This window comes from Aquirufa aurantiipilula (genome assembly GCF_019923745.1).
In the GTDB taxonomy this organism is placed as follows: Bacteria; Bacteroidota; Bacteroidia; order Cytophagales; family Spirosomataceae; genus Aquirufa; species Aquirufa aurantiipilula.
Map to the genome: position 1 here is coordinate 58683 of NZ_JAANOG010000007.1, position 24467 is coordinate 83149.

The 24467-nt window shown below is 37.1% G+C and carries 22 protein-coding genes; 9 read left to right on the forward strand and 13 right to left on the reverse strand.

The window, feature by feature from the left end:
- Positions 1–3 precede the first annotated feature (3 nt).
- Complete coding sequence (locus tag G9H60_RS09160; RefSeq protein ID WP_223143757.1) at positions 4–1176, forward strand: chromate transporter; 1173 nt, start codon at positions 4–6, stop codon at positions 1174–1176.
- On the opposite strand, the gene rfbA is transcribed toward G9H60_RS09160, so the two are convergent.
- Genes rfbA through galE form a run of 3 tightly spaced genes read right to left on the reverse strand, consistent with a single transcriptional unit; the run spans position 1173 to position 4114 of the window.
- Positions 1173–2033 carry a glucose-1-phosphate thymidylyltransferase RfbA gene (gene rfbA / locus G9H60_RS09165; RefSeq protein WP_223143858.1) on the reverse strand — a complete coding sequence of 287 codons (861 nt, stop codon included), beginning with the start codon at positions 2031–2033 and terminating at the stop codon, positions 1173–1175. The two genes, G9H60_RS09160 and rfbA, sit on opposite strands and share 4 nt — an antisense overlap.
- A gap of 1 nt (position 2034) precedes the next feature.
- On the reverse strand, positions 2035–3090 hold the full coding sequence (rfbB, locus tag G9H60_RS09170; protein ID WP_223143758.1) for a dTDP-glucose 4,6-dehydratase: 1056 nt from the start codon (positions 3088–3090) through the stop codon (positions 2035–2037).
- Between the two features lie 4 nt (positions 3091–3094).
- The gene (gene galE / locus G9H60_RS09175; RefSeq protein ID WP_223143759.1) at positions 3095–4114 is read right to left on the reverse strand and encodes a UDP-glucose 4-epimerase GalE; all 1020 of its coding nucleotides are present in this window, start codon (positions 4112–4114) and stop codon (positions 3095–3097) included.
- Positions 4115–4267: 153 nt separating this feature from the next.
- Between galE and G9H60_RS09180 the strand changes: the two genes are divergently transcribed.
- Positions 4268–5101 carry a transglutaminase-like domain-containing protein gene (locus G9H60_RS09180; RefSeq protein WP_223143760.1) on the forward strand — a complete coding sequence of 278 codons (834 nt, stop codon included), beginning with the start codon at positions 4268–4270 and terminating at the stop codon, positions 5099–5101.
- On the opposite strand, the gene G9H60_RS09185 is transcribed toward G9H60_RS09180, so the two are convergent.
- On the reverse strand, positions 5098–5727 hold the full coding sequence (locus G9H60_RS09185; RefSeq protein ID WP_223143761.1) for a 4'-phosphopantetheinyl transferase family protein: 630 nt from the start codon (positions 5725–5727) through the stop codon (positions 5098–5100). The two genes, G9H60_RS09180 and G9H60_RS09185, sit on opposite strands and share 4 nt — an antisense overlap.
- A 54-nt stretch (positions 5728–5781) precedes the next feature.
- Here G9H60_RS09185 and G9H60_RS09190 point away from each other — a divergent pair, with 54 nt between their 5' ends.
- The 4 genes from G9H60_RS09190 to G9H60_RS09205 are packed head-to-tail and all read left to right on the forward strand — an operon-like array spanning position 5782 to position 9051.
- Complete coding sequence (locus G9H60_RS09190) at positions 5782–6681, forward strand: WD40 repeat domain-containing protein (protein ID WP_223143859.1); 900 nt, start codon at positions 5782–5784, stop codon at positions 6679–6681.
- A gap of 23 nt (positions 6682–6704) precedes the next feature.
- Entirely contained in the window at positions 6705–7622 is a 918-nt protein-coding gene (locus G9H60_RS09195; RefSeq protein ID WP_223143762.1) for a DivIVA domain-containing protein, read from the forward strand.
- Position 7623: 1 nt separating this feature from the next.
- Positions 7624–7986 (forward strand): dihydroneopterin aldolase, encoded by a 363-nt coding sequence (gene folB, locus G9H60_RS09200; RefSeq protein WP_223143763.1) that lies wholly within the window; start codon positions 7624–7626, stop codon positions 7984–7986.
- 42 nt (positions 7987–8028) lie between these two features.
- The gene (locus G9H60_RS09205) at positions 8029–9051 is read left to right on the forward strand and encodes a LacI family DNA-binding transcriptional regulator (protein WP_223143764.1); all 1023 of its coding nucleotides are present in this window, start codon (positions 8029–8031) and stop codon (positions 9049–9051) included.
- Here the strand turns inward: G9H60_RS09205 and G9H60_RS09210 are convergent.
- A complete protein-coding gene (locus tag G9H60_RS09210; RefSeq protein ID WP_223143765.1) occupies positions 9048–10823 on the reverse strand; it encodes a metallophosphoesterase in 1776 nt (591 codons plus the stop codon). The two genes, G9H60_RS09205 and G9H60_RS09210, sit on opposite strands and share 4 nt — an antisense overlap.
- Before the next feature lie 555 nt (positions 10824–11378).
- On the opposite strand from G9H60_RS09210, the gene gyrA reads away from it, so the two are divergent.
- Positions 11379–13964: a DNA gyrase subunit A gene (gene gyrA, locus G9H60_RS09215; RefSeq protein WP_223143766.1), complete on the forward strand. Its 2586-nt coding sequence runs from the start codon at positions 11379–11381 to the stop codon at positions 13962–13964.
- A 54-nt stretch (positions 13965–14018) separates the two neighbouring features.
- On the forward strand, positions 14019–15461 hold the full coding sequence (locus G9H60_RS09220) for a tetratricopeptide repeat protein (RefSeq protein WP_223143767.1): 1443 nt from the start codon (positions 14019–14021) through the stop codon (positions 15459–15461).
- A 290-nt stretch (positions 15462–15751) separates the two neighbouring features.
- On the opposite strand, the gene G9H60_RS09225 is transcribed toward G9H60_RS09220, so the two are convergent.
- The 6 genes from G9H60_RS09225 to G9H60_RS09250 all read right to left on the reverse strand — a co-directional run bounded on the left by G9H60_RS09225 (position 15752) and on the right by G9H60_RS09250 (position 20967).
- Positions 15752–17125, reverse strand: a complete 1374-nt coding sequence (locus tag G9H60_RS09225; RefSeq protein ID WP_223143768.1) for a HAMP domain-containing sensor histidine kinase — start codon at positions 17123–17125, stop codon at positions 15752–15754.
- A gap of 6 nt (positions 17126–17131) precedes the next feature.
- Entirely contained in the window at positions 17132–17809 is a 678-nt protein-coding gene (locus G9H60_RS09230; RefSeq protein ID WP_223143860.1) for a response regulator transcription factor, read from the reverse strand.
- Complete coding sequence (locus G9H60_RS09235; protein WP_223143769.1) at positions 17809–18276, reverse strand: pyrophosphohydrolase domain-containing protein; 468 nt, start codon at positions 18274–18276, stop codon at positions 17809–17811. The genes G9H60_RS09230 and G9H60_RS09235 overlap by 1 nt, the downstream gene beginning before the upstream one ends.
- A 390-nt stretch (positions 18277–18666) precedes the next feature.
- On the reverse strand, positions 18667–19179 hold the full coding sequence (locus G9H60_RS09240) for a helix-turn-helix transcriptional regulator (RefSeq protein ID WP_223143770.1): 513 nt from the start codon (positions 19177–19179) through the stop codon (positions 18667–18669).
- A 77-nt stretch (positions 19180–19256) separates the two neighbouring features.
- Positions 19257–20099 (reverse strand): CvfB family protein, encoded by an 843-nt coding sequence (locus G9H60_RS09245; RefSeq protein ID WP_223143771.1) that lies wholly within the window; start codon positions 20097–20099, stop codon positions 19257–19259.
- A 49-nt stretch (positions 20100–20148) separates the two neighbouring features.
- A complete protein-coding gene (locus G9H60_RS09250) occupies positions 20149–20967 on the reverse strand; it encodes a 2,3,4,5-tetrahydropyridine-2,6-dicarboxylate N-succinyltransferase (RefSeq protein WP_223143772.1) in 819 nt (272 codons plus the stop codon).
- 500 nt (positions 20968–21467) lie between these two features.
- Between G9H60_RS09250 and gap the strand changes: the two genes are divergently transcribed.
- On the forward strand, positions 21468–22460 hold the full coding sequence (gene gap, locus G9H60_RS09255) for a type I glyceraldehyde-3-phosphate dehydrogenase (RefSeq protein ID WP_223143773.1): 993 nt from the start codon (positions 21468–21470) through the stop codon (positions 22458–22460).
- Between the two features lie 44 nt (positions 22461–22504).
- Here the strand turns inward: gap and trmB are convergent, their stop codons facing one another.
- Both trmB and G9H60_RS09265 read right to left on the reverse strand, forming a co-directional pair.
- Complete coding sequence (trmB, locus tag G9H60_RS09260) at positions 22505–23164, reverse strand: tRNA (guanosine(46)-N7)-methyltransferase TrmB (protein ID WP_223143774.1); 660 nt, start codon at positions 23162–23164, stop codon at positions 22505–22507.
- Positions 23165–23167: 3 nt separating this feature from the next.
- Positions 23168–24457 carry a bifunctional folylpolyglutamate synthase/dihydrofolate synthase gene (locus G9H60_RS09265; protein ID WP_223143775.1) on the reverse strand — a complete coding sequence of 430 codons (1290 nt, stop codon included), beginning with the start codon at positions 24455–24457 and terminating at the stop codon, positions 23168–23170.
- Positions 24458–24467 lie beyond the last annotated feature (10 nt).

Here is a 24467-nt window from a genome sequence, read left to right on the forward strand (position 1 = left end):
CCCATGTGGAGAAAGCCCAAACATGTCGAATTCCTTTGGGATGTGTTAGTGTTGGCTATGACTTCATTTGGTGGCGTACAAGTTCATATAGCCCTTTTTCTGAAAAAATTAGTGAAGGAAAAGGGCTATTTGACTGAGGATGAATTGTTTGAAATTCAAGCCCTTTGTTCTTTTTTACCTGGGCCAACCTCAACGCAAATGGTAACAGCCATTGGATATAAACGGGGAGGAGCCAACATGGCCTATCTCACGCTTATTGCATGGATTACTCCTGCCGTTTTTGTAATGACCTTGGCTGCATTTGGTATGACCTATCTGCGAAATCGGGAAATCATTCAATTTGTCACTCCTGTAGGTATTGGTTTAATCCTGCAAGCTGGTTGGATTATGGCCAAGAAATTCCTCCGAGCTCCCATGTACGTGTTGATATTTTTGTTTACCGTTGGCATCGGTTTGTACATGCAAAGTCCTTTTATCTTTCCGGTTTTATTGCTGCTTGGAGGTTTGATTTCATCGCTTAACTTCAAGGATTTTCCGCGTCAGAATAAACATAAAATGATTATTCCATGGGCTAATTTTCATTTATTCTGGGGTTTTGCTGTTTTTTTAGCTGTTTTAGGCCATTTTACTGATTATTATCCCATTCGAATATTTGAAAATTTTTACCGAAATGGAAGTTTGGTTTTTGGCGGAGGACAAGTTTTAGTCCCTGTCTTATTTACTGAATTTGTGGAATTTAAGCACCTCATTCGAGAAGATGATTTCTTGACGGGTATGACTTTATCTCAGACTTTACCAGGGCCAGTTTTTGCCTTAACATCCTATCTAGGCGTATTGTTAATGAAAGATTATGGAATCCTAGGTGAGTTGGCAGGTAGCGTTATAGGGGCATTAGGCATTTTTTTACCTGGCACCTTTTTAATCTTCTTTGTGTATCGAATTTGGGGTCAATTAAAGCAGTATCGCTTTATTAGAGCATCTTTACCAGGAATCCAATCAGTTTCGGTTGGTTTAACCATCGTGGCCGTTTATGCCTTCATTCATCCGATGATCTTACAAGCGAACCTCATTGGATTCGGTATTGTGACTGTGACATTTTTAGTGGCGCAAATGACTAAGCTTCCACCCATAGCCTTGTTTGTTATCGCTTTATTGGCGGGTATTATCGTTTCTTAACGAAGTAGATTTAATAAATACTGACCATAGCCACTTTTTACTAATGGTTTGGCAATAGCTTCCAATTGTTTAGCACCTATAAAGCCCATACGGTAAGCTACTTCTTCAATACAACCAATTTTCATGCCTTGGCGCTCCTCAATCACTTGAACAAATTGGCCTGCTTGCATCAAAGACGCAAAAGTACCTGTATCTAACCATGCGGTGCCTCGGTTTAAAATACCCACTTTCAGCTTCCCTCGTTTTAAGTATTCTTTATTCACATCCGTGATTTCATATTCACCACGAGGTGATGGAGCAATGTTTTTGGCTATTTCAACTACCTCATTATCATAAAAATATAAACCTGGAACTGCGTAATTTGATTTTGGCTGGCTCGGTTTTTCTTCGATGGATAACACATTATTTTCAGCATCAAATTCTACAACTCCATAGCGCTCAGGGTCATTTACAGAATAAGCATACACCACACCGCCATCCGGGTCATTGTTGGCCTGTAACAATTTACTTAAGCCAGAACCGTAAAAAATATTATCACCTAAAACTAAGGCAACTTTGTCTTTTCCAATGAATTTTTCGCCTATGACAAAAGCCTGAGCAAGTCCATTCGGTTCTGGTTGAACGGCATATTCAAAATGACAGCCAATTTGAGAACCGTTACCTAATAATTTCTCGAAATGAGGTAAATCATGAGGCGTGGAGATAATTAAAATTTCACGTATCCCAGATAGCATTAAAATGGATAGGGGATAATAAATCATTGGTTTGTCGTAAACAGGCATTAATTGCTTACTTACTGCCAAAGTCAATGGATGTAGACGAGTTCCTGAACCGCCAGCTAGAATAATTCCTTTCATTTTATCTTCCTTGATACATGTTTTGATAATACTGTTGGTAGGCTCCCGAAGTAACATCTGTTAGCCATTTTTCATTACTTAGATACCAATCTACTGTTTTTTCTAATCCTTCAGCAAATTGCAATGAGGGTTCCCAACCTAACTCATTCATGATTTTATGTGCGTCGATAGCATAACGTAAATCATGCCCAGCACGGTCTGTCACATAAGTTATCAATTGTTTGGATGTTCCTTCTGAACGGCCCAATTTTTGATCCATAATTTGGCATAATAAATGTACCAAGTCAATGTTCTTCCATTCATTGAAACCTCCAATATTGTAAGTATCTCCAATCTTTCCTTGATGGAAAACGGTGTCTATGGCTCTTGCATGATCCACTACATACAGCCAATCCCTTACATTTTCTCCTTTGCCATATACAGGTAAAGGTTTGTTATTGAGGATATTATGTATCATTAAAGGGATTAATTTCTCTGGGAAATGGTTGGGGCCATAATTGTTTGAACAATTCGTGATGACCGTTGGTAAGCCATAGGTCTCATGAAACGCTCTTACAAAATGGTCAGAGGATGCTTTGGATGCAGAATAAGGAGAACGAGGGTCGTAGGGAGTAGTTTCTAAAAAGAATTCTTCTGGATTGTGTAATTCACCATAAACCTCATCGGTAGAGATATGGTAAAAACGCTTTCCTTCCATGTGATTCGCCCAATGTTTTTTGGCAGCTTGCAATAAATTTACAGTACCAATGACATTGGTTTTAACAAAGGCCAAGGGATCTGAAATGGAACGATCCACATGAGATTCTGCGGCTAAATGCAAAACGCCATCAAATTGGTGTTCAGCGAATAAAGCGTCTATATGGTCAGCATCGGTAATATCTGCTTTGATAAAATGATAATTTGGCAAATGAGCGATATCCTCATTGTTGGCCAAATTACCGGCATAAGTCAAGGCGTCTAAATTATAAATTTGGTATTCAGGGTATTTTTGAACAAACAAACGTACCACATGAGAACCAATGAAACCGGCACCACCGGTAATGACAATTTTTTTCATACAATTATGATTTAAGGAGCTTTTCTTGCCATCTCCAAGAATCGGCAAGGGCTTCTTCTAAACTTTTCTTTGTAGACCAATGTAGGACCTCTTTGGATTTATCTGTAGCAGCATATACTGCCGTGATATCTCCTGATCTTCTAGGTTTTATTTCGTAAGGTACTTTTTTCCCAGTAGTTTTTTCAAAGGCATGAATGACGTCCAATACGGAACTTCCTGTACCTGTTCCGATATTAAAATAATCATAATATGTTGCCTGAGATTGATCCAATAAATAGCTTAATGCTTTAACATGCGCCTCTGCTAAGTCACAAACGTGAATATAATCACGAATGGCTGTGCCATCTGGAGTTGGATAATCATCTCCAAATACTTGTAAAGGACCACGTAAGCCTGCTACAGATTGCATTAAAAAAGGAACTAAATTAGCTGGAGGTCCAAGTGGTAATTCTCCGATTAATGCACTCTCATGCGCCCCTATGGGATTAAAATAGCGCAATGATATAGCTTTTAAGAAGGCATTTTTTGATTGTACCGTATCTCGAATGATTTCTTCACAAATTTGCTTGGAGTTACCATAGGGAGAAACCGCTGGCTGAACAGGGGCAGATTCCGTTACAGGCAAGCTTTCTGGTTGACCGTAAACAGTACAAGAAGATGAAAAAACAAGGTTTTTAACGCCATATTCATTCATTTTCTCTAATAAAAGGACTGTTGCCGCTACATTATTTCGGTAGTATTTTAATGGATTATCGACCGATTCTCCTACTGCTTTAGCGGCAGCAAAATGTATCACTCCATCAATAGCATACTGCTGAAATAAATGATCGTAGACCGAAGCATCATTGACATCGCCTTCAACAAAAATTACTTCTTCCTGAGTAATGGTTTTTAACCGGTCGATGACCTGAATAGAAGAATTGGCAAAATTATCTACGATAATAGGAGTGAAGCCGTTTTCCTTTAAGACTACATAGGTATGAGAGCCTATGAAACCTGCTCCTCCAGTTATTAAAATATTCATAAATTGAATTGATGCTTCAATGAGCTAGCAAATTTAGGTTTATATTCTCTTGAAAAAAAATTTATGGGCTCAACAATTATTGTAAGGGCTTACCATGTAATTCGTTTGTAATTCGACACTTAGTCCCTATTTTTGATATAAATTAAGACCCTTATGAAGGAACCAGCTATCAAAGCCATGATACAATTGCTCGACGACAGTGATTCTGAAGTCGTACAATTGGTGGAGCAACAGATTCGAACCTTAGGGCCATCCATCATTCCAGTATTGGAGTCTGAGTGGGAGCAATTAAGTTTAAACCCGTTTTTACAGGAGAAAATAGAAAATTTAATACATGATTTTCAATTGGAATCCATGCGGAATCGCTTAGCCATTTGGAAAGAAGCAGGGGGGATGGATCTCATGGAGGGCATGTGGATTGTAGCTACGTATCGTTTTCCTGATTATTCCTTTTCTCAGTTGAAGACAGAGCTAGACCAATTGTATTATGAAGTTTGGCCTCAAATCCGAGAAAACTTGCATCCTATGGATCAAATCAAGGTTTTAAATGGGGTGATTTTTGACCAATTGAAATTTGGTGCCAATACCAAAAACTTTCATGCCGCTAATAATTCTTACATTAATGTGGTATTGGAGAGCAGAAAGGGTAATCCCATTAGCTTGTGTGTCATTTACATGTGGATTGCACAGCGATTAGGTTTCCCCGTGTATGGAGTCAATTTGCCCAATTTGTTCGTGTTAACCTACAAGCAAAAGGGAGTACAGTTTTATATCAATGTGTTTAATAAAGGTTTGATATTCAATCGAGTAGATATAGATAATTATTTGGCACAGCTGAATTTAGCACCCAATGAAATTTACTATAATCCTTGTTCAAACCTAGAAATCATTCGAAGGGTACTGAGAAATTTGATTATGGCTTATGATAAAGCAGGCGATGAGGAGCATAAAAATGAATTAAGCCAAATTATCGATTCCTTGGATTAAATACGTTTAGCAAGGCTAATCCAAAATTCTGGAAATTCTTCATGCCATAGTTCAAAATCATTTGATTCTTGGTCAAACTGAACACAAGCTTTTTGAATAGGAAATAGACAGTCTAATTGAATGCTCTTTCTGAAATCAAGACCCGCTTGATGTTGGGCTTTATAAATAGCTTCTTTACTTGTCCATGCTGCCAATAGTTTTATTTCGTCCATTTTAGACCATTCCATTTCGGAAGCAGAAAGGAATCTAGGGGCTACTTTCTGTATATTTCTGGCTTTTTTTTCTAGATCTAGACCAATGTTTTGTTGGTAACAGATGGCTGCTGCCACGTAGGGGAAGGAATGGCTGATACTAATTTGCCAGTCGGAATTCTGAAAATAGGGTCGATTATTACTCGTCTTGTCTAAAATTAATTCTTGGCCAACCTGACTTTGGACTAATTGCCATAGACAAAAACGGGCTGCTAAGGATTCCAACTTTTTGATGTCCAAAGCATGATTGGGAGGAAGCGTACTTTTCCAAGAATTTGGAATGTCTTCAAAAAACGCTTCATTCTCTCTTATTTCCCAAATCATCCAAGAAGTACCAGGAAGGTTTAAATCACGAAGTGGGAAAATTTGAGGCATATATAAGCGTATTTGCTTGTAAAATTACCATTTTTGTGTTCAAATATAAACATCATGCAAATAGAACGGATAGATACCTTTTCTGGGCATCGAGGACCGATTTATTCTTTAGCATCTGGAGAGCAAGCACATGAATTTTATTCAGCTGGTTCTGATGGGTGGGTAGTACAATGGAATTTACAAAAGCCAGATTTGGGTAAAGTGGTTGCTCAAATCAGTGGATCTGTTTATGCCATGAAGTATGATGAAATGGGGGTATTGTGGGTTGGTCAAAATTTTGAGGGGATTCACGGTATACAATTGTCCAATCAAGAACGTATTTTTTCTATTGGCTTAGGGGCAAATTCCATTTTTGATATCCTATTTAATCAAAATCAAGTTTGGGTAGCCCATCAAGATGGATTGATTACTGTTGTAGATGCCGATTCGAAGCAAATTATTAAACATATCAAGTCAAGTGATAAAAGTGTTCGAACGCTACGTTTGTTGCCCCAAAATCGAATTGCTGCGGCTTATAGCGATGGTTACATACGGATTTTTAATTCAAAATTTGAATTGGAAAATGCGTGGAAAGCCCATGATGGCAGTGTTTTTGGCCTACAATATTGGGAAAAAGATGGAGTACTGATATCTGTTGGTAAAGATGCTCGAATTAAGAAGTGGGACATAACTAAAATAGTAGTCCCGTTTGAAGCAGCATCGGAAGTGATTGCCCACATGTATGCGATACATGATTTGGCTTTTCATCCTCAACTGCCATTATTTGCCAGTGCTAGTATGGATAAGACTATTAAGATTTGGGATGCGGAGAATTTAACCTTGCTGAAGGTAATTGATGCATCACGATATGGTGGACATAAAAATTCAGTTAATAAATTAATTTGGACTCCATTTGAGGATCAGTTGGTTTCTGCCTCCGATGATAAAAATATCTCGGTATGGAAGATTCATTAATTTTTTTTCTATTTTAGCAGATTATGGAGCATATATACGAACTACCCGAAGCATCTTTTTCTAAATCCTTTCGTGGATATGATGTTTCAGATGTACATGATTATTTATTCCGAATAGAGGAGTATCATCAATCCATTCAGCAATCTCGAGATCGAATGGAGTCAAAGATAGATGCATTAGAGAAAGAGCTTAGTCGACTACGCGAAGCAGAATCATCTATGTTGAAGGCTGTTCAAATGGCCGAAGAAGCACAGTTGAATTGGAAATTGAAAGCAGAGAAAGATGCTGAATTAGCTTTACAAAAAGCGCAAAAACAATCAAGCCAATTGATTGAACAGGCAGAAAAGGAAGCGGCTAAAATTAAATTGCTGGCAGAAGGTGAATCCAAACAGATATTGTTGGAATCTAATCAAACCATCAAGGAACAAGAACGTGTATTGCGTGGACTTCAAGAAGCTCAGAAAGAAGTAGCAGAGCAATTGATGGGTATTTCAGAAAAGACCTTACAGCAAATTAAAACATGGTCGGTTTCCAATGAAACTTTATCTTCTCGGATTGATTCCCAGGAGAATGTGCCTGCAACTGTAAAAAAATCTTCAGTTACTCCATCTAAAATTGCGCCCAAGCAGGTTAAAAAGACAAAAAAGCCGATTTTGAAAGCTAAAGCCAAAGGGAAAGTTGGTAGGCCAAAGTCTAAAAAATCTCCTGTGGCAGACAATAAAGTTCCTGCAAAAAGAGGTAGGAAACCTAAAGCAGCTGCCGCTATTCCTGTGGTAAAACCTGTGAAGACTCAAGGAGTAAAAAAGTCTATTTCAACCAAGAAGAAAGGGATAGACCCTACACAGTTAACGCCAGATGATAGTTTACCTACTTTGAATAAAGTGTTGGAAGCTTATGCGAAATCTTCTGCGCCACAAGGGAAAATTGGAGAAATTAATTAATATGGATTTTTACCAAATTGCCTGGCAAGGATTGCGTTTTTATGCTTATCATGGCTATTTTCCTGAGGAGAGAATACTAGGTAATTGGTATGAGTTGGATGTGAATATAAGTCTCAAATTAGACGATGAAATACAGGATGATTTAGGTCAAACCTTAGATTATGGACAGGTTTATCAGCTTTGTCAAGAAATCATGATAGAACCTGTTGACTTATTAGAAACTATTGTTGAAAAAATAGGGAAGGCCCTCGTGCATCGTTGGCCACATATTAAGGGATTGGAAATTAGTTTAAGAAAACAAAACCCTCCGCTTGGACAAAGTAGGGGTAATTCTTGTATAATTTGGCATAAAATTTTTGAATAAGAGATTGGTTTACAATTCATTAGAAACAAAACGTAAAATAGAATGCGTCATCAAGTAACAATCAAAGATATTGCTAAGCAGTTGAATGTTTCTGTGGCTACTGTTTCTCGTGCGCTTCGTGATTTACCCGATATCCACCCAGATACCAAGAAACTAGTCTTGGACTTAGCTAAAGAATGGGATTATCAACCCAATTTATTAGCCACTAGCTTAGTGAAAAGTAAAACCAAGACTCTTGGTTTGATTGTACCCGATTTGGGTTATTATTTCTTTTCTACGGTCATTAAACATATTGAAGAAGCGGCAATTAAGGCTGGATACAGTTTACTGATTACACAAACCCAAGAATCTTACGAACGTGAGTTGACCAATATTCAAAACCTTTCAAGAGGTCAAGTGGATGGTATCATTATATCTCTTTCTAGGGAAACCAGCAATTTTGAGCATTTAACCCGATTACAAAGAAGAGGGATTCCTTTGGTATTTTTTGATCGAAATTGTGAGGATATTCAGGCTTCCAAAGTAATGGTGGATAATGAACAATCTGCCTATGAAGCAGTCAAACATTTGATTGAAAACGGGTGTAAACGCATCGCTTTTTTAGCTGGTCCTAAAAATGTCTCTGTGAGTAATCAACGCCGTTTGGGCTATATTCATGCGTTGGAAGAAGCAGGTTTATCGGTTGATCCAAGTTTAATATTACATTCCGATTATTATCAAGATACAGCCAGGTCTCAAACGCATTTATTGATGCAATCCGAGAATCGTCCAGATGGGATTTTAGTGGTTTCTGACCGACTAGCCATTGGCGTGTTAACGGCATTAAAGGAACTGAAAATCAGTGTTCCAAAAGATGTTAAGATAGTTAGTTTTAATAATGAGCCTATTTGTCAAGTGATTTCTCCAACGATTACCTCAGTATCCCAGCCTTTGGATGAAATAGGTAGAATTTCAGTCGAATTACTTTTGGCTCAAATTGAACATAAAACGGGTGAATCCATCCCTAAAATTGAGGTATTGAAGACGAATTTAGTTGTGAGAGAATCCTCAACAAGACTGAATTAATGGGATAATTTTAGTGTAAATCTTTTCCCTTTGTAGTGATATTCCAAAATATATTGGCCAGTCGGAATACCTTCCATAATTTGTTGATCTACTATTCCTTCTTTTTGAATGGATTTCCAAGTTCTTCCCAACAAGTCGAAAATCTCTAAAGAGTCATAAGGTTGATTCCGCAATTCTTCCCATTTTGTTGTGCCAAGGGGAGGGTTAACGGTTATTTCGTACTGATCTTGTAGACATTTCTGCGTGTCTGTAACTGTGTAGGTGCTTGATTTTAAGGGTCTTAGATTTATTTTTTGCGATTTTTCACCAGTAGACCAATTGTATGAGTTAGTAGGAGCAGGCCAAGAAGCTTTTAGTTCAATAGCATCGTAGGCATTGATGGTTTGCTTGATGGTTTTATTGACTTCCTTAAATATGGTAAACTGATCTAAAACGGCACCATCTTCATCGATGAACTTGGCATCTAGTCGGTTATTTTCAATGTCAATGGCCATGGAACCTCCTCGTTTATCTAGAGAGAATTCCATCACAGGATGCGGCCAATCAAAGCGATGGGTGGCAGTTTGACCTCCACAGCCATTGACAACATAGGTTGTTCCTTTTTTACTAGGTTCAGAAGAATTGAAAACATAGGCACAGGATTTATCTGTTCCATCGTATCTACCAGAAGAATTGATAGGCCAGTTTTTTTCCGGAGAGAACTCGGTAGACAGGCCATATTGGCCTTTTAGTGGTTTCGATCTTTCATAAACATGGCTATGGCCCGACATTACCAAATCAACCCCGTATTCGTCAAATACCCGAGTCAAATAATCACGTAATTTGATAATTTCAGCATTGACGTCTGAATCATAGGTGCCTTTGGTATAGACTGGAAAATGGAAATAAACCACTTTCCAATCTTGTTTGGTAGCTTTAAGGTCTTCTTTTAACCAGTTTAACTGGATATTATTGACTTGGTCGAAAATCCTGAAATTATCTTTCCCCCAGGCATAAGAATCTAAACATACAAAGTGGACATTCCCGTAATCATAAGAATAATAGGCTTCAGAAGAGGAGGGTACACCACCTAATTCACCTTGGCTAGGTAAGGTGAAATTTTGAAAATAAGCCATTTTAGGCTCATCTTGTTGATATGGAAAAGGTTGGTTATCGTAGTCATGATTTCCAGTAGAAGGAAACAAAGCCGTTTGACGCAATAAACGACCAGCGTGATAGGGAGTAAAAAACTCATCTTGCCAACAAGCGTCACTTCCACCGCAGTATATATTGTCTCCTAAACTCAGAAAAATATTGGTATAATTATTCTTTTGGTAGTTTAAATAAGCATTATATACCTTTTTTTGGGTATCTCCGGCAGCCATGTCACCAACAGAAAAAATGGATATTTTTTCTTTGGATCCTATACTTGGCGCTGTTTTAAAAAAGTAAGAGGAATCACTCAAAATTTCTTTTTCGCTTAAATGAACACGGTAAAAGTATTTGGTACTTGGTTGGAGGTTATTGAGGGAAAGACTATGATCAGATTGAGCACTAGAACTTTTTATACTAGGATTATAACTTTTACCATCGGTGCTTAAGCTGATTTCTGAAATAATGGCTTGATCTGTTCGGTAACGAATTAAAACAGAATTGGATTGGGCTAATTGAATGTAAGGATAGCGAGTGATTTTTTGAGCAAACGCAATGGGAGAGAAACCTAAAAATAATAGTAAACAGACATACCCAATAAATGGGAAATGGGCGTTATAAGATGATTTTCTTAGGTTCATAAGTATAGACAGTTCATAAAGGTAATCAAAAGCCTATGTTTTTGTATTCGCTTGTTGGTCAATGAGATGGAAATTTTAATACTTAGATCCCCAATGTCAATTTTTATCCTCTAAATTTAAAACATATTATTTAGACTGAGTATAAATAATCACAAAACTACACAAGAAAAAATGATATATCACTATTTGCTTGAGTTCGGAAGAAAGTAGAGCTGAGGGATTTATTAAGAGGGAAATAAATGGTCAAAAAGAGGTTTTTGGATAATCATTCTCATTATCAATAGTTTATGAAAATGATTTGAATTTTATATTGGGATTTGGAAGATATTTTTTCTAACAAATGGGAAAATTTTCAAAAAATTTGGGTGTGTAAAGGGATGAAAATTAGGCTAAAAAAGCCATATTTTTTACCTAGGAAAAATTGACAATTTATTGTGATTTATCTTGGAAAAATTGGCATAATTAATGATATTTGTAGCTATTGGAAATCTCTGTAATTCAATCATTTTTTTGTGTTGATTCCTTGAGGTTGTTCAACGCATCAAACCATAATTTATGTCAGTATCAACTAATATTATCCCTATCAACATCGAAGATGAAATGAAAGGGGCGTACATTGATTATTCAATGTCAGTAATTGTGTCTCGTGCATTGCCCGATGTACGTGATGGATTGAAGCCGGTTCACCGGAGGGTGTTATTTGGAATGGAGGAGTTGGGAGTTAGTTACAATAAATCGTATAAGAAATCGGCTCGTATTGTCGGGGAGGTATTAGGTAAGTATCACCCACACGGTGACTCATCAGTATATGATACCATGGTACGTATGGCCCAGGATTGGTCGTTGCGTTATCCATTAGTGGATGGTCAAGGTAACTTTGGATCGGTGGATGGAGACTCTCCAGCAGCGATGCGTTATACGGAAGCTAGATTAAAGCGTATTGCCGACGAAATGTTGTCGGATTTAAATAAAGAAACGGTTGATTTTCAGCCCAACTTTGATGATTCATTAGAGGAGCCAACGGTATTGCCGGCTAAGATCCCTAATTTATTGTTGAATGGTACATCGGGTATCGCGGTAGGTATGGCTACCAATATGGCACCTCATAATTTATCTGAGGTTGTAGATGGAATAGCTGCTTATATTGATAACCGTGATATAACAATCATGGAGTTGATGCAATACATCAAAGCCCCAGATTTCCCAACAGGTGGAACCATCTATGGTGTTCAAGGAATCAAAAATGCTTTTGAAACGGGTCGTGGACGTATTGTGGTGCGTGGAAATGCCACTTTTGATACTTCGAAAACAGGTAAGGAGCAAATCATCGTTTCAGAGATTCCTTACATGGTCAATAAAGCTTCCTTGATCAAGCAATGTGCTGATTTAGTGAATGATAAAAAGATTGAAGGTATATCTGAAATTCGTGATGAGTCAGACCGTCAGGGTATGCGCATCGTATTTGATTTAAAGCGTGATGCTGTAGCCAATGTCGTTTTAAACAATTTATACAAGCATACAGCTTTACAATCATCATTTAGTGTAAACAATGTGGCCTTGGTTAAAGGTCGCCCAATGATGCTCAATCTGAAGGATTTGATTCATCATTTTGTTGAGCACAGAAATGAAATTATTGTACGTCGTACCAAATACGATTTACGTGAGGCTCGTAAAAGAGCACATATCTTAGAAGGTTTCATCATTGCATTAGATAATTTAGATGCGGTGATTAAATTGATTCGTGAGTCCAAAGATCCGAACTCAGCGCAAGAAGGCTTGATGTCGAAGTTCAACTTATCTGATTTGCAATCAAAAGCCATATTGGAGATGCGTTTACAGCGTCTTACTGGTATGGAGCGTGAAAAAATCATGAATGAGTATGCTGAGATCATGAAGTTGATTGAAGATTTGGAAGATATTTTAGCGAAACCAGAGCGTCAATTACAAATTATCAAGGATGAATTGACCGAAATGAAAACTCGTTATGGCGATGAGCGTAGAACGCAAATCAATATGACCGATGATGAGTTTTCGGTAGAAGATATGATTGCAGATGAGGAAATGTTGATTACTGTTTCTGCACAAGGTTATATTAAACGTACACCAATCACCGAATATCGTGCTCAAACAAGGGGAGGAGTTGGTTCCCGTGCGGTAGCTACTAAGGACGATGATTATACAGAACATTTATTTACGGCAACCATGCACAATTGGTTGTTGTTCTTTACCGAGCGAGGTAAATGTTTCTGGTTACGTGTGTATGCCGTTCCTGAAGGATCTAAAGTGTCCAAAGGCCGTCCGATTCAAAACTTGATGAATATCGAGAATGGAGATAGTATTCGTGCTGTAATCAACGTGAAATCGATTACTGACCCTGATTACATTGATAATAATTTCATTGTAATGTGTACAGAAGATGGAACGATCAAGAAAACTAGTCTAGAAGCCTATTCTCGTCCTCGTCAAAATGGTATTATTGCCATCACGATACGTGAAGGAGACCGTTTATTGGATGTAGCTTTGACCAATGGAAATAATCAAATTGTGATAGCCACAAACACGGGTCGTTCAGTTCGATTTGAAGAAACTCGTGTTCGTCCAATGGGTCGTTCTGCAGCTGGTGTGAAGGGTATTTGGATCGATGAAGATATTGCTACAGAGAAAGTTGTTGGTATGGTCTGCGTATCTGATCCAGAAGTACAACAATTGTTAGTGGTATCAGAAAAAGGATTTGGTAAGCGTTCTGAGGTAGAGGATTACCGATTGACCAACCGTGGTGGAAAAGGTGTTAAGGCGCTGAATATCACGGAGAAGACAGGTAATTTGGTTGCAATCAAAGAAGTAAATGACAATAATGACTTAATGATCATTACCAAGGCAGGTATTTTAATCCGTACCAGTGTGGCTGAGCTACGCGTTATGGGTAGAAATACGCAGGGAGTTAAGTTGATTCGTTTAAAGAACGAGTCGGATGAGATTTCTTCTGTAACCAAAATCGATAAGGAGCCGGAAATTGAAGAAGCTGAAGTAGTAGATGGAATTGCAACAGTTGTGGAAGATCAATTGATTCCAGGTACGCCAGAAGCAGGTAATGAAGGAGAAGATTTAGGTGCTGAAGATGAAACTTTAACTGAAGAATAATAATTTTATCGTCCCGAGGTCAAATTCGGGCTTTTTTTTAATTTAATCAATCACATGAAAAAACTAGTTTTAACCCTGTTTACTGTGGCTATGGCCATGGGCTCGACCTTCGCTCAAGCGGATAAGGCTTTGGTAGAGGCTCAGAAAAAATCGATCTTGGAGTCTGTTAAGAAATCAGATGAAGAGGTAAAAAAAGCGCCTACGAAGGCCAAATCATGGTTAAATAGAGCTTTAGCTTATGTTGACGTAGCTTCATTTCCAGATTCTACATTTGCATTGACGGATGCAGACGCTGCATTTAAGGCCATTGAGTACATCAATGAAGCGGTTAAGTTAGATACCAAAGATGGTAAAAAAGGATCTGTTGCAAAAGAAGCAGAGAAATTGATTGAAGACAAGAAGATTTACAGTGCTTTGATGAACATGGGTGTCATTAAATACCAAGGGAAAGATTTCAAGAGTTCCTTGAAATACATGTCTAAAGCATCAGAATTGACTCCAAAAGATACTACCTCGGCGATGTACACAGGTGTTGTTGCACAATTATCTCAAAATGATGATGTGGCACAAACGGCTTATGAACGTTATATGGGAATAGGAGGGAAGGATGTAGCCATCATTTATGGTTTATCTCAAATCTATAAAAACAAAAAGCAAGAAGATAAAGCATTAGCTTTAATCGATCAAGGAATTGCGCTTTATCCATCAAGCAAGGATTTGAAAAATGAGAAATTCAATATGTTGATTTCTTTCAATCGTATCGATCAAGCGATTGAGCAATTGAAGAAAACAATAGCGGCTGATCCAAAAGATGCCATGTCATTATTAAACATTGGTTTATTGTATGAAAATAAAATCAATGGTTTAAATGAAGAAGCTCGTAAAATTTCTGATAAAACTGTTAAAGTAGATGAAGCTAAACGTAAGATTGCTGCACAAAAGGAGCAAGTTACAGCTTTCGTTGAAGAGATTACTCGTAATAAAGCTAAATTAAAAACAGCTCAACCTAAGCAAAAAGCGGCTATTACAGCGCAAATTGCTCAATTAGATGGAACTGTAAAGGAGCAAAATGGTAAATTAGATGAGTTGAAAGGGGAGTTGGCTAAGGCTGAGTCAGAAGTAGGGGATGTTGCGCAAAACGCAGCTAAATTAGCTGATTTGACTTCTAAAGCTGATGCATTAAAATCAGAAGTGCCAGGTTTTTATACAAAAGCTTTAGCAATTGATGCGAATTACTATGATGCATTATACCAAATGGGTGCTTTCCGCTACAATGAAGCAGCTGAAATCAAGAAGAAGGTAAATGCCATGGATATGGAGACTTACAAGAAGGAAGGGAAAGCGGTAGAAGCTCAAATTTCTGCAAAATACAATGAGGCTTTGCCATTCTTTGAGAAAGCGTATTCAACTAAGAAAGATGAAGATTTGAAGGAAATTTTAAAGCAAGTTTACCGCGAGCTTAAGATGGAAAGCAAATTGGCAGAATTGGATAAATAGTCTGATTTAGCGATATTATAACATGACGGGCCCAGGATTTAAATCCTGGGCCCGTTTGTTTTAAGACCTAGTAAGATTAATCTTATAAATGAGCCTTGGATTTTAATCCAAGGCATATCAACAATTAGGAGGGATTAATTATCTGTGTTGAATACATATTGACTTAATTTAATAATCTATTTAACATAATATAAATTATATAACAAATTGATATGGCTGTACGAAACTTTAAAATCAATCCGGCTATTGATTGATTCATAACTTATAAATTATAATCTATAATTTCTTTCTCAGGGTTTTGTTTGCGGTAATGACATTGTAAACTCTGTCCATTCATTCGGATTGGATTGAACTTGAATACTTCCATTATGTAAGTGAATGATGCGTTCTACTAATGAAAGCCCAATACCATAGCCTTTGGAAGAAGCGGTATTTTCTCCACGGAAAAATGGTTGGAAAATATATGGAAGATCCGATTTAGGAATACCTTTTCCTTCGTTTTTTACACGTATGTTGATGGTGTTATGGTAAACGCGTAATCCAACAAAAGCACAGTGCTTAGGACTGAATTTGCAGGCATTTTCCATTAAGTTTTTAATCGCCGTAAGAATCAGTTTCTCGTCACCACGAATCATCAATTCCTCTTCATCATCAGGCATGAATGATGTATCGATGCTTACTTTATAATGGATATTTAGTTTTTGAGTTAAACTTCTTGCTTCCCAGATGATTTCATCAATGCGGATTAATTGAAAACCAGCCTGGTAATCCGATACGCTAATTTTATTTAATTCCAATAAGGATTCAGTGATGGCAGCCAATTCTTGTGTATCCTCTAGTACAGAGGCAATTGTTTCTTTATAATCCTCTGCAGCTCTTTCTTTTAATAGACTTACCTCCAATTGAGAGGAAATCTTGGTCAAAGGATTCTTTAATTCATGGGAAACATTGGCAATAAAGGTTTTTTGTAGTTTAAAGGCATTCTCAATGCGTTCTAATAGTCGGTTGATAGTGGATACCATCTTCCCTATTTCGTCCTCAGAATCAGAGGATTCCAGCCTCTCTTCCAATCTTTTGGGAGAAAGATGATCTACCTGTTTGATAACTTCAGAAATGGGATTGACTGCCCTTCCTGCAAAAAACCAACCTGAGATCACTACAATGAACACAAACAGTAAGAATAAGGCAATTAATATGTTTTTGAGGTCTTTGGCATTTTCAGCCGAATATTGGTCTACTGCCCCTGCAAAAACTACGATTCTACCTTCTGGAGTGGCAAAAACTGTACCCAGGATTTCAATGTCGTCATGGGCAAAGCGGACTTCTTTTTTTCGTCGAACCTCTTTCACTCGATTGACATCGATGTGAAAAGAAATGGTATCATTTGAGCGGTAAATACGCTCATTACAAGTATCATATGCCATGATATTTTCTCGAAAGAGAATATCCCGGTTCGCACGGTCAATGATGCGTAACAACTTAGAATCCACTTGGTTAACATTCACCAAGAGTTCTGCCGCAGTGTTAGCCTTTTGCCTTAAACGGGAATAGAAATTTTCTTTGTAATTCTGTTGGGAGAAAATATAGATAATCAGATAGGATACGAATAATATCGCTGATACCAAATAGGTAAATTGATATGTCAATCGGGAACGTATCTGCATCTTATCTTATTCTTGTCGGAGGATATACCCCATACCAAATTGCGTATGAATCAATTTACTCGGAAAATTTTTATCCACTTTCTTACGAAGATAATTAACATAAACCTCAATGAGATTCGATGAATTTTCATCTTCAACTTCCCAAATATTTTCAGCTATTTCAGCTTTAGAAATTACCTTTTCTTGATTTTTTAGAAAGTATTCCAATAATTGAAATTCTTTCGCTGTTAGATTGATCTTTTGACCTGAACGAGTCACCAATTTACTGGTCAAATCCAATTCAAGGTCAGCAAACTTTAACACTTGAGAATCCACGAGAGTTTGATTTGATCGCTTAATAAGCGCTTTCACTCGTGCCATAAATTCCTTGAAATCAAAAGGTTTAGCCAGGTAATCATCGGCTCCAGCCTCAAAACCAATTAGTTTATCATCAGTGGTGCTCAATGCCGTCAACATTAGTATGGGTGTTTGAATACCCAAACTTCTCAGTTCTTTACATAGCTCAATACCATTGATTCCAGGAATGATGATGTCTGAAACAATAAGCTGGTAAGTATTTCGGATAGCTAATTGTTTGCCCATGAGACCATCGTAGGCCACTTCTACCTCATAGTTATTCTCTTCCAATCCTCTTTTCAGCGATTGTACCGTTTTAGGTTCATCTTCTATGAGTAAGATTCGTATCATCCAAGGATATCTTTTAAATTAGCCGGCGAATAGGCAATAGATTTTAATACTTTATTGTCGGATTTTCGGTATACTTTCCACAATCCATGCTCTTCTTTGATTTCAGCTTCCGTACCATCTTTTAGGAAATAATATTCGACTGTTTTTTCAGCTTCTTCAAGGCTTTTACAAGCTTTTGACATATTGGATCGCTGTACTTCATTGAATAAATCAACAAATTTTTCGCCTAAACCAAATTCCAAAACGGCCCCAGAAAGTACATATTGTAAGTCACACAAGGCATCAGCAATTTCTACTAAATCTTGGTCTTTAATGGCTTGTTGTAATTCCTCCAATTCTTCTGCCAATAAACTCACGCGTAATTTACAGCGGTCCTCTGAGGGAATACAGGGCTGAGCTAAAATTGGAGCGCCAAATGTTTCATGAAATAAGGCAACTTGATTTAAGGAATCTATTTTTTTCATATGGTATATCTAATAGATTAAAATTAGTCAATTAATTGGTTAAAGTAAATCCCCGGAATAGATGCTTTTTCCACAAATTGATTTTGAAAATGTTCATTTCCATTGTTGAAATAGTGCTGACAAAATGAAGATTTGTTTCCTTTTGTACACATTTCCACTACTTATCCACAAAAACATGTGGACAAGTAAAGTTAGAAAGGTAAAAATCATCCTGATTTCATAGAATCATGGAGGATTTATGGGAAATGCAAGGGGCCTAAAATACAATTGTGCACGAATGTGGATAAGTCGTGGATAAGTCAACAGATATGTTACTAATTGTTAATTAGCTCAATATATAGAACAACAGGAATGTTAGAACAACAGGAAATTATTTTCTTGTTAGTGGCATCATTCGCTTGGTTTACTTTCACTGAATGAACCATCTGTATAAAAGATGATTACTCGTTCAATCTTTTTGGTCACATGGGTACCTGAGGTGGGAAGACTTGGAACCATACTATTGTTATTCATCAAATTCGCATTTGACTGATTGATTTTAGTACTTTCTCTATTCCGCCTGAGATTTGACTGTACGATGGTCGGCTCAGCTAAAGAATTTTTATCCGATTCTGAAGGGCTTGCCTCTGGAGCATCAAAAAGTGATGGGCTACTACTACTGACTTCAATTTTAGCAGTAGATGAAGAATTGAAGGAGAGTAGTCGATCATCAAATAATAATTCCTCCGCAGTTAACTCTGGAAAGGCTTTAAGTATTTTTTGAACAACATCTAAGCTAGGCTTATTTCTGCCCGACAAGATATGAGATACGCTACTACGAGGTATTCCTATCTTGTCAGCAAACTGAGAAGAACTGATTTGTTTTCTCTGAATTAACAATTCTATCTTTTGACTTAAATTCATCTTTGTAAATATTCATTCGGGGTTACAAAGTTAAATTTATAAAAGATAAAAGCAAAATAAATTTGCGTTACAAATGTTTACGATTTGATTATACAATTGTCACCAAGTATAATCAATTTACTTTTGTATAGTCCACCTACAGCTTTTTTGAAATCCTTTTTTGACATACCTAATTGTTCATATATTTCTTCAGCAGGGCTTTTGTCATGTAGGTTTAAAGTACCACCATTTTGCTCAATAGCTTCCATGATCTTTTCCCTTTGTGAATCCATACGTTGTATGCCAATGGGTTCTATTCGCAAGTCTAACTTACCATCTTCACGGATGTTATCAATGTAAACATCTATCGCTTCGCCAAGTTTAACATTTGTAAATATTTCATTTTTGAATAATTGGCCTAATTTACAATTGTTTACTAGACACTTGATTCCTAAATGGGTGTATTCAAAAGGTAAAGCTTGAACTTTTTGTCCAATTGTAAATTCCTCTACATCATCCAATAAGGATAAGAATTTATCTATTCTGGCGGATGCAACAATTCGATCAGTTTGAGGATCCAAATAGACATAGACTAAATATGACTTCCCGACCGACATCTTTTCCCATTGTTGACCAAAAGGAACTAATAGATCTTTCATTAGACCCCATTCAAGGAAAACACCTATAGGAGTGACTTGCTTAACTTCTAAAAAGGCAAACTGATTAATCGTAGCCAGAGGATTTAGCGTTGTCGCAATAATCCGATCTTCTGAATCTCGGTATATAAATACATCAATAAAGCCATCGATTTCATAGCTTTCTGGTACATACTGAAGAGGTAGAAGGATTTCATCTTCATAACCATCTAAATACAATCCAAAGGGAACCTCTTTGACAATTCTTAGTCGATTGTATTCCCCAATTTTTAATTCATTTTCCATAAAAAAACCCGGTGTTTAGCCGGGTGTAAAGGTATTCAATTTTCTAACGTTAAACGACTACATTGTTTTCACGCAAGGCTTGATTCAAAGATGTTTTTAAATCTGTACTTTCTTTCCTTTTACCAATGATTAAAGCACAAGGAACGCCATAAGTACCTGCGGCAAATGTCTTTTGAATGCTGCCTGGGATAACTACTGAATTTTCAGGTACATAGCCAATGTATTCTATAGGCTCTGGACCGCTTACATCAATGATCTTAGAACTACCAGTTATAGTAACACCGGCACCTAATACTGCTTTTTTACCAATATGAGCTCCTTCCACGACAATACAGCGGGAACCAATAAACGCTCCATCTTCAATGATGACAGGCGCTGCTTGCGGCGGTTCTAATACTCCTCCAATTCCTACACCACCACTTAGATGTACGTGTTTACCAATTTGAGCACAGCTTCCTACTGTAGCCCAGGTATCTACCATGGTTCCTTCGTCTACATAGGCACCTATGTTGACATAGGATGGCATTAGGATAGTTCCTTTCGCTAAATAGGCACCATAACGCGCTACAGCAGGAGGAACTACACGAACTCCTAATTCTTTGTAATTTGATTTTAACCGCATTTTATCGTGGTATTCGAATATACCCACTTCACTTACTGACATTTGACGAATAGGGAAATACATGACAATAGCTTTTTTCACCCATTCATTTACTTGCCAGCTTCCATCTGCAAGAGGTTCTGCTGTACGAAGGATTCCTTTGTCGACTTTTTCTACAACTTCTTCAATGGCTTGAATCACTTCCGGGTTTTGACGCAACGAAGTATCGTCCCAAGCAGATTGAATGATATTTTCTAATGAATTCATATAATATGTATGCAAATTTTGTTACTACAAAGAACGGAGAAATTGCCTGTATAATCAATATGACAAAGTAATTATCTACAGGAATAATGGAAAGCGCTAACAAATATCCGAAAAAACTCAGTAAAATTTAACTTCAACTTTAATAAGTTAAGTTATTGATTATCAAGTAGTTGATAATTTGCTCGAAATTATATTTGGTGAAAATTATGCTCGAATTTAGCTAAAAGAACAAGTGACATTCTGTCACGCCCCTACCCTTCTTTGAACGCTGGGCAATTGGCTTATGTAAATATGCAAAAAAAGCTTGAATAAAAAACGTATCCAGCAATTTTTTTCACCAAATTCATATAATTAGCAATTTGGATAAATAGTTTTAAGCTTGTTTACTTTTGTATAAAGTGCCTCCTATGCGATTAAACATATATTTATCGTTCAATTTTTGAGAATTGAGGAAAAATGGCTATTTTTGATTTTAATCTGAAATCAAATTATTTGTATCAATGAAAAAAATTAAAGTAGCTATTAATGGATTTGGTCGTATTGGTCGACTTACTTTTCGTAGATTATTAGAAAAGGAAAATGTCGAAGTTGTTGCGATCAATGATTTAACAGACAATGCCACTCTGGCTCATTTGTTGAAGTATGATTCTGTTCACGGTCGTTTCAATGGAACTGTGACTTCTGATGCTGATTCTATTACTGTCAATGGAAAATCTATCAAGGCATTAGCTGAGCGTGATCCGAAATTATTACCATGGGGTGCTTTAGGAATAGACGTAGTGTTAGAATCTACTGGTCGTTTCGTTGATGAAGCTGGTGCTGGCCAACATTTAACTGCTGGTGCTCGTAAAGTAATTATCTCTGCTCCTGCTAAAGGAAACGTACCTACTGTCGTATTAGGTGTGAATGAAGATACATTAACAGATGAAATGACAATCATTTCAAATGCATCTTGTACAACGAACTGCTTGGCTCCAATGGCTAAAGTATTAGATGATGCGTTTGGTTTAGAAAAAGGATATATGTCAACTATCCACGCTTATACTGCTGATCAGAATTTGCAAGATGCTCCTCACGCTGATTTACGTCGTGCTCGTGCAGCTGCTTATTCTATTATTCCTACTTCTACAGGTGCTGCTAAAGCGGTTGGTTTAGTTTTACCTCACTTGAAAGGTTTATTGGATGGATCTTCTATGCGTGTTCCTACTCCAGATGGTTCCGTAACAGAATTTACTGCTATCTTGAAGAAAGAAGTTACTGCTGATGAAATCAATGCAGCCGTTAAAAAAGCAGCAGAAGGTCCAATGAAAGGAATCTTGGAATACAATACAGACGAAATCGTTTCTATCGATATTATCGGAAACTCTCACTCATGTATTTTTGATTCTAAATTGACTTCAACTATGGGAACATTGGTGAAAGTAGTTGGTTGGTATGATAATGAATATGGTTATTCTTCTCGTGCAGCAGATTTAATTGCTCGCGTAGGATAATATTTCTTTATAATAAATAAAAAAGGGAGGCTAGCCTCCCTTTTTTATTTGTTATTAATCGCTCGTAAATATTTGATGGAAAATCCTTTTTGGAAAAACATCTCCTCAAATCGGGTTTTGATTCCATAATGATCTTGATTCCATTCCGATTGATATAAATCCCAAGTCTGGATTAGCAATTGCCAAGGCTCTTTAACGAGTTGCTCCAAAGAATATTCAAATAAGGAATCAGAATCCGTTTTTAAATGAACAATACCTTGGCTTTTCAATACAGTTTGGTATTTACTTAGAAAATATGGGAATGTCAGCCTTTTCTTCTCATCACGATCTTTCGGACGTGGATCAGGAAACGTGATCCAAATTTCATCTACTTCATTTTCTGCAAAAAACTCAGGTAAATGCTGAATGTGAATTCGTAAAAAAACGACATTCTTTAATTCTTCTGCTTCGGCTTGTCTAGCACCTGCCGCTAGTCGATCTCCTTTAATGTCAATTCCAATAAAATTTTTATCCGGAAATAATTTAGCTAGACCTAAGCTGTATTCACCCCGACCGCAACCTAGTTCCAATACGATTGGATGCTTATTCTGAAAATAGCTTTCTCTCCATTGACCTCGACTTGATTCGAAAAAATCCTTACCTGATTGAATGACCCAAGGGGAACGTATGGCTAAATCGTATTTGTATTCTTTTCTTCTACTCAAAACTTACACATTTATTTCAGCAACCAAATAGGTACTGCCTGTAATTAAAATAAAATCGTTTTCCTTAGCTTTTTGTTTAGCTTTTTTAATTGCCTTATTCACATCTAATTCACAAATACCCTCCAATTCATGCTCCTGAGCCATTTTTTGCAAGGTTTCTCCCGAAAGTGCTCTTGGGTTTTGAGCCTGGCAAAAGATATATTTGGCATCTTTTGGGAATAATTTTAATACCAGATGAATATCTTTATCAGCTACCATGCCTAAGATAATCCATAACTGACCATGGTTTTGTTGCTTAACCTGGGCTAATAATTGAGTTATACCACTTTCATTATGTCCTGTATCCGCTACAATCCAAGGATTTTTTTGAAGTATCTCCCATCTTCCTCGTAATTGGGTATTCGTTTTCGAATTTTCAATTCCTTTTAAAATCTTATCCCATTGTAAAGGGATGATATCCAGTTCTTGGATTTGTTCACACCAAGCTAAAATCCCTGCTATATTCTTAATTTGATATTCTCCTGCATAAGGAGATGATATTTCGAAATAGTTATTCAGGCTATTTTTTCCTTGTAGGTAAAGTTGCTCTTGTACATTAGCATGTGAAGTCCATTGTATTTTATCCTCAGCAAAAACAATAGGTGCATGCATTTCCTCAGCCTTTTTGAGAAAAATACCTTCCGAAAAACTTTGTCGTTCTGAAATACAAATTGGGACTCCTTGTTTGATAATACCCGCTTTTTCACCTGCAATTTGTTCAAGTGTATCACCCAAAATATCCTGATGATCCCAGCTGATGTTGGTAATCAAACAAGCTTGTGGATGTATGATGTTTGTTGAATCCAATCGACCACCTAAACCAGTTTCAATAACTGCCCAATCTACTCCTTGTTCTTTGAAATAAGAAAAGGCCATTAAAACCGTCCATTCAAAAAAGGAGGGTTTGATATCTTGAATGAGCTGTAAATTTTTCTCAACAAATTGAACCACCCATTCTTCGGCTACATTTTCTCCATTGAGTTTAATTCTTTCCGTGAAAGATTTAAGATGCGGAGAGGTATAAAGTCCTACACGAAAACCGTGTTCTTGTAAAATGGATGCCATAAAATGGGAAGAACTTCCCTTTCCATTGGTACCTGCGATATGTAATGCTTTGAAGGAATTTTGAGGATTCCCCAATCGGTCACATAATTGTTGGATATTACCCAGACCAGGTTTAAATGCTTTTTTACCTTCCCGGTGAAAAACGGGTAATTGGCTGTATAAAAAAGCAATGACTTCTTTATAATCCATTCGATGTTGT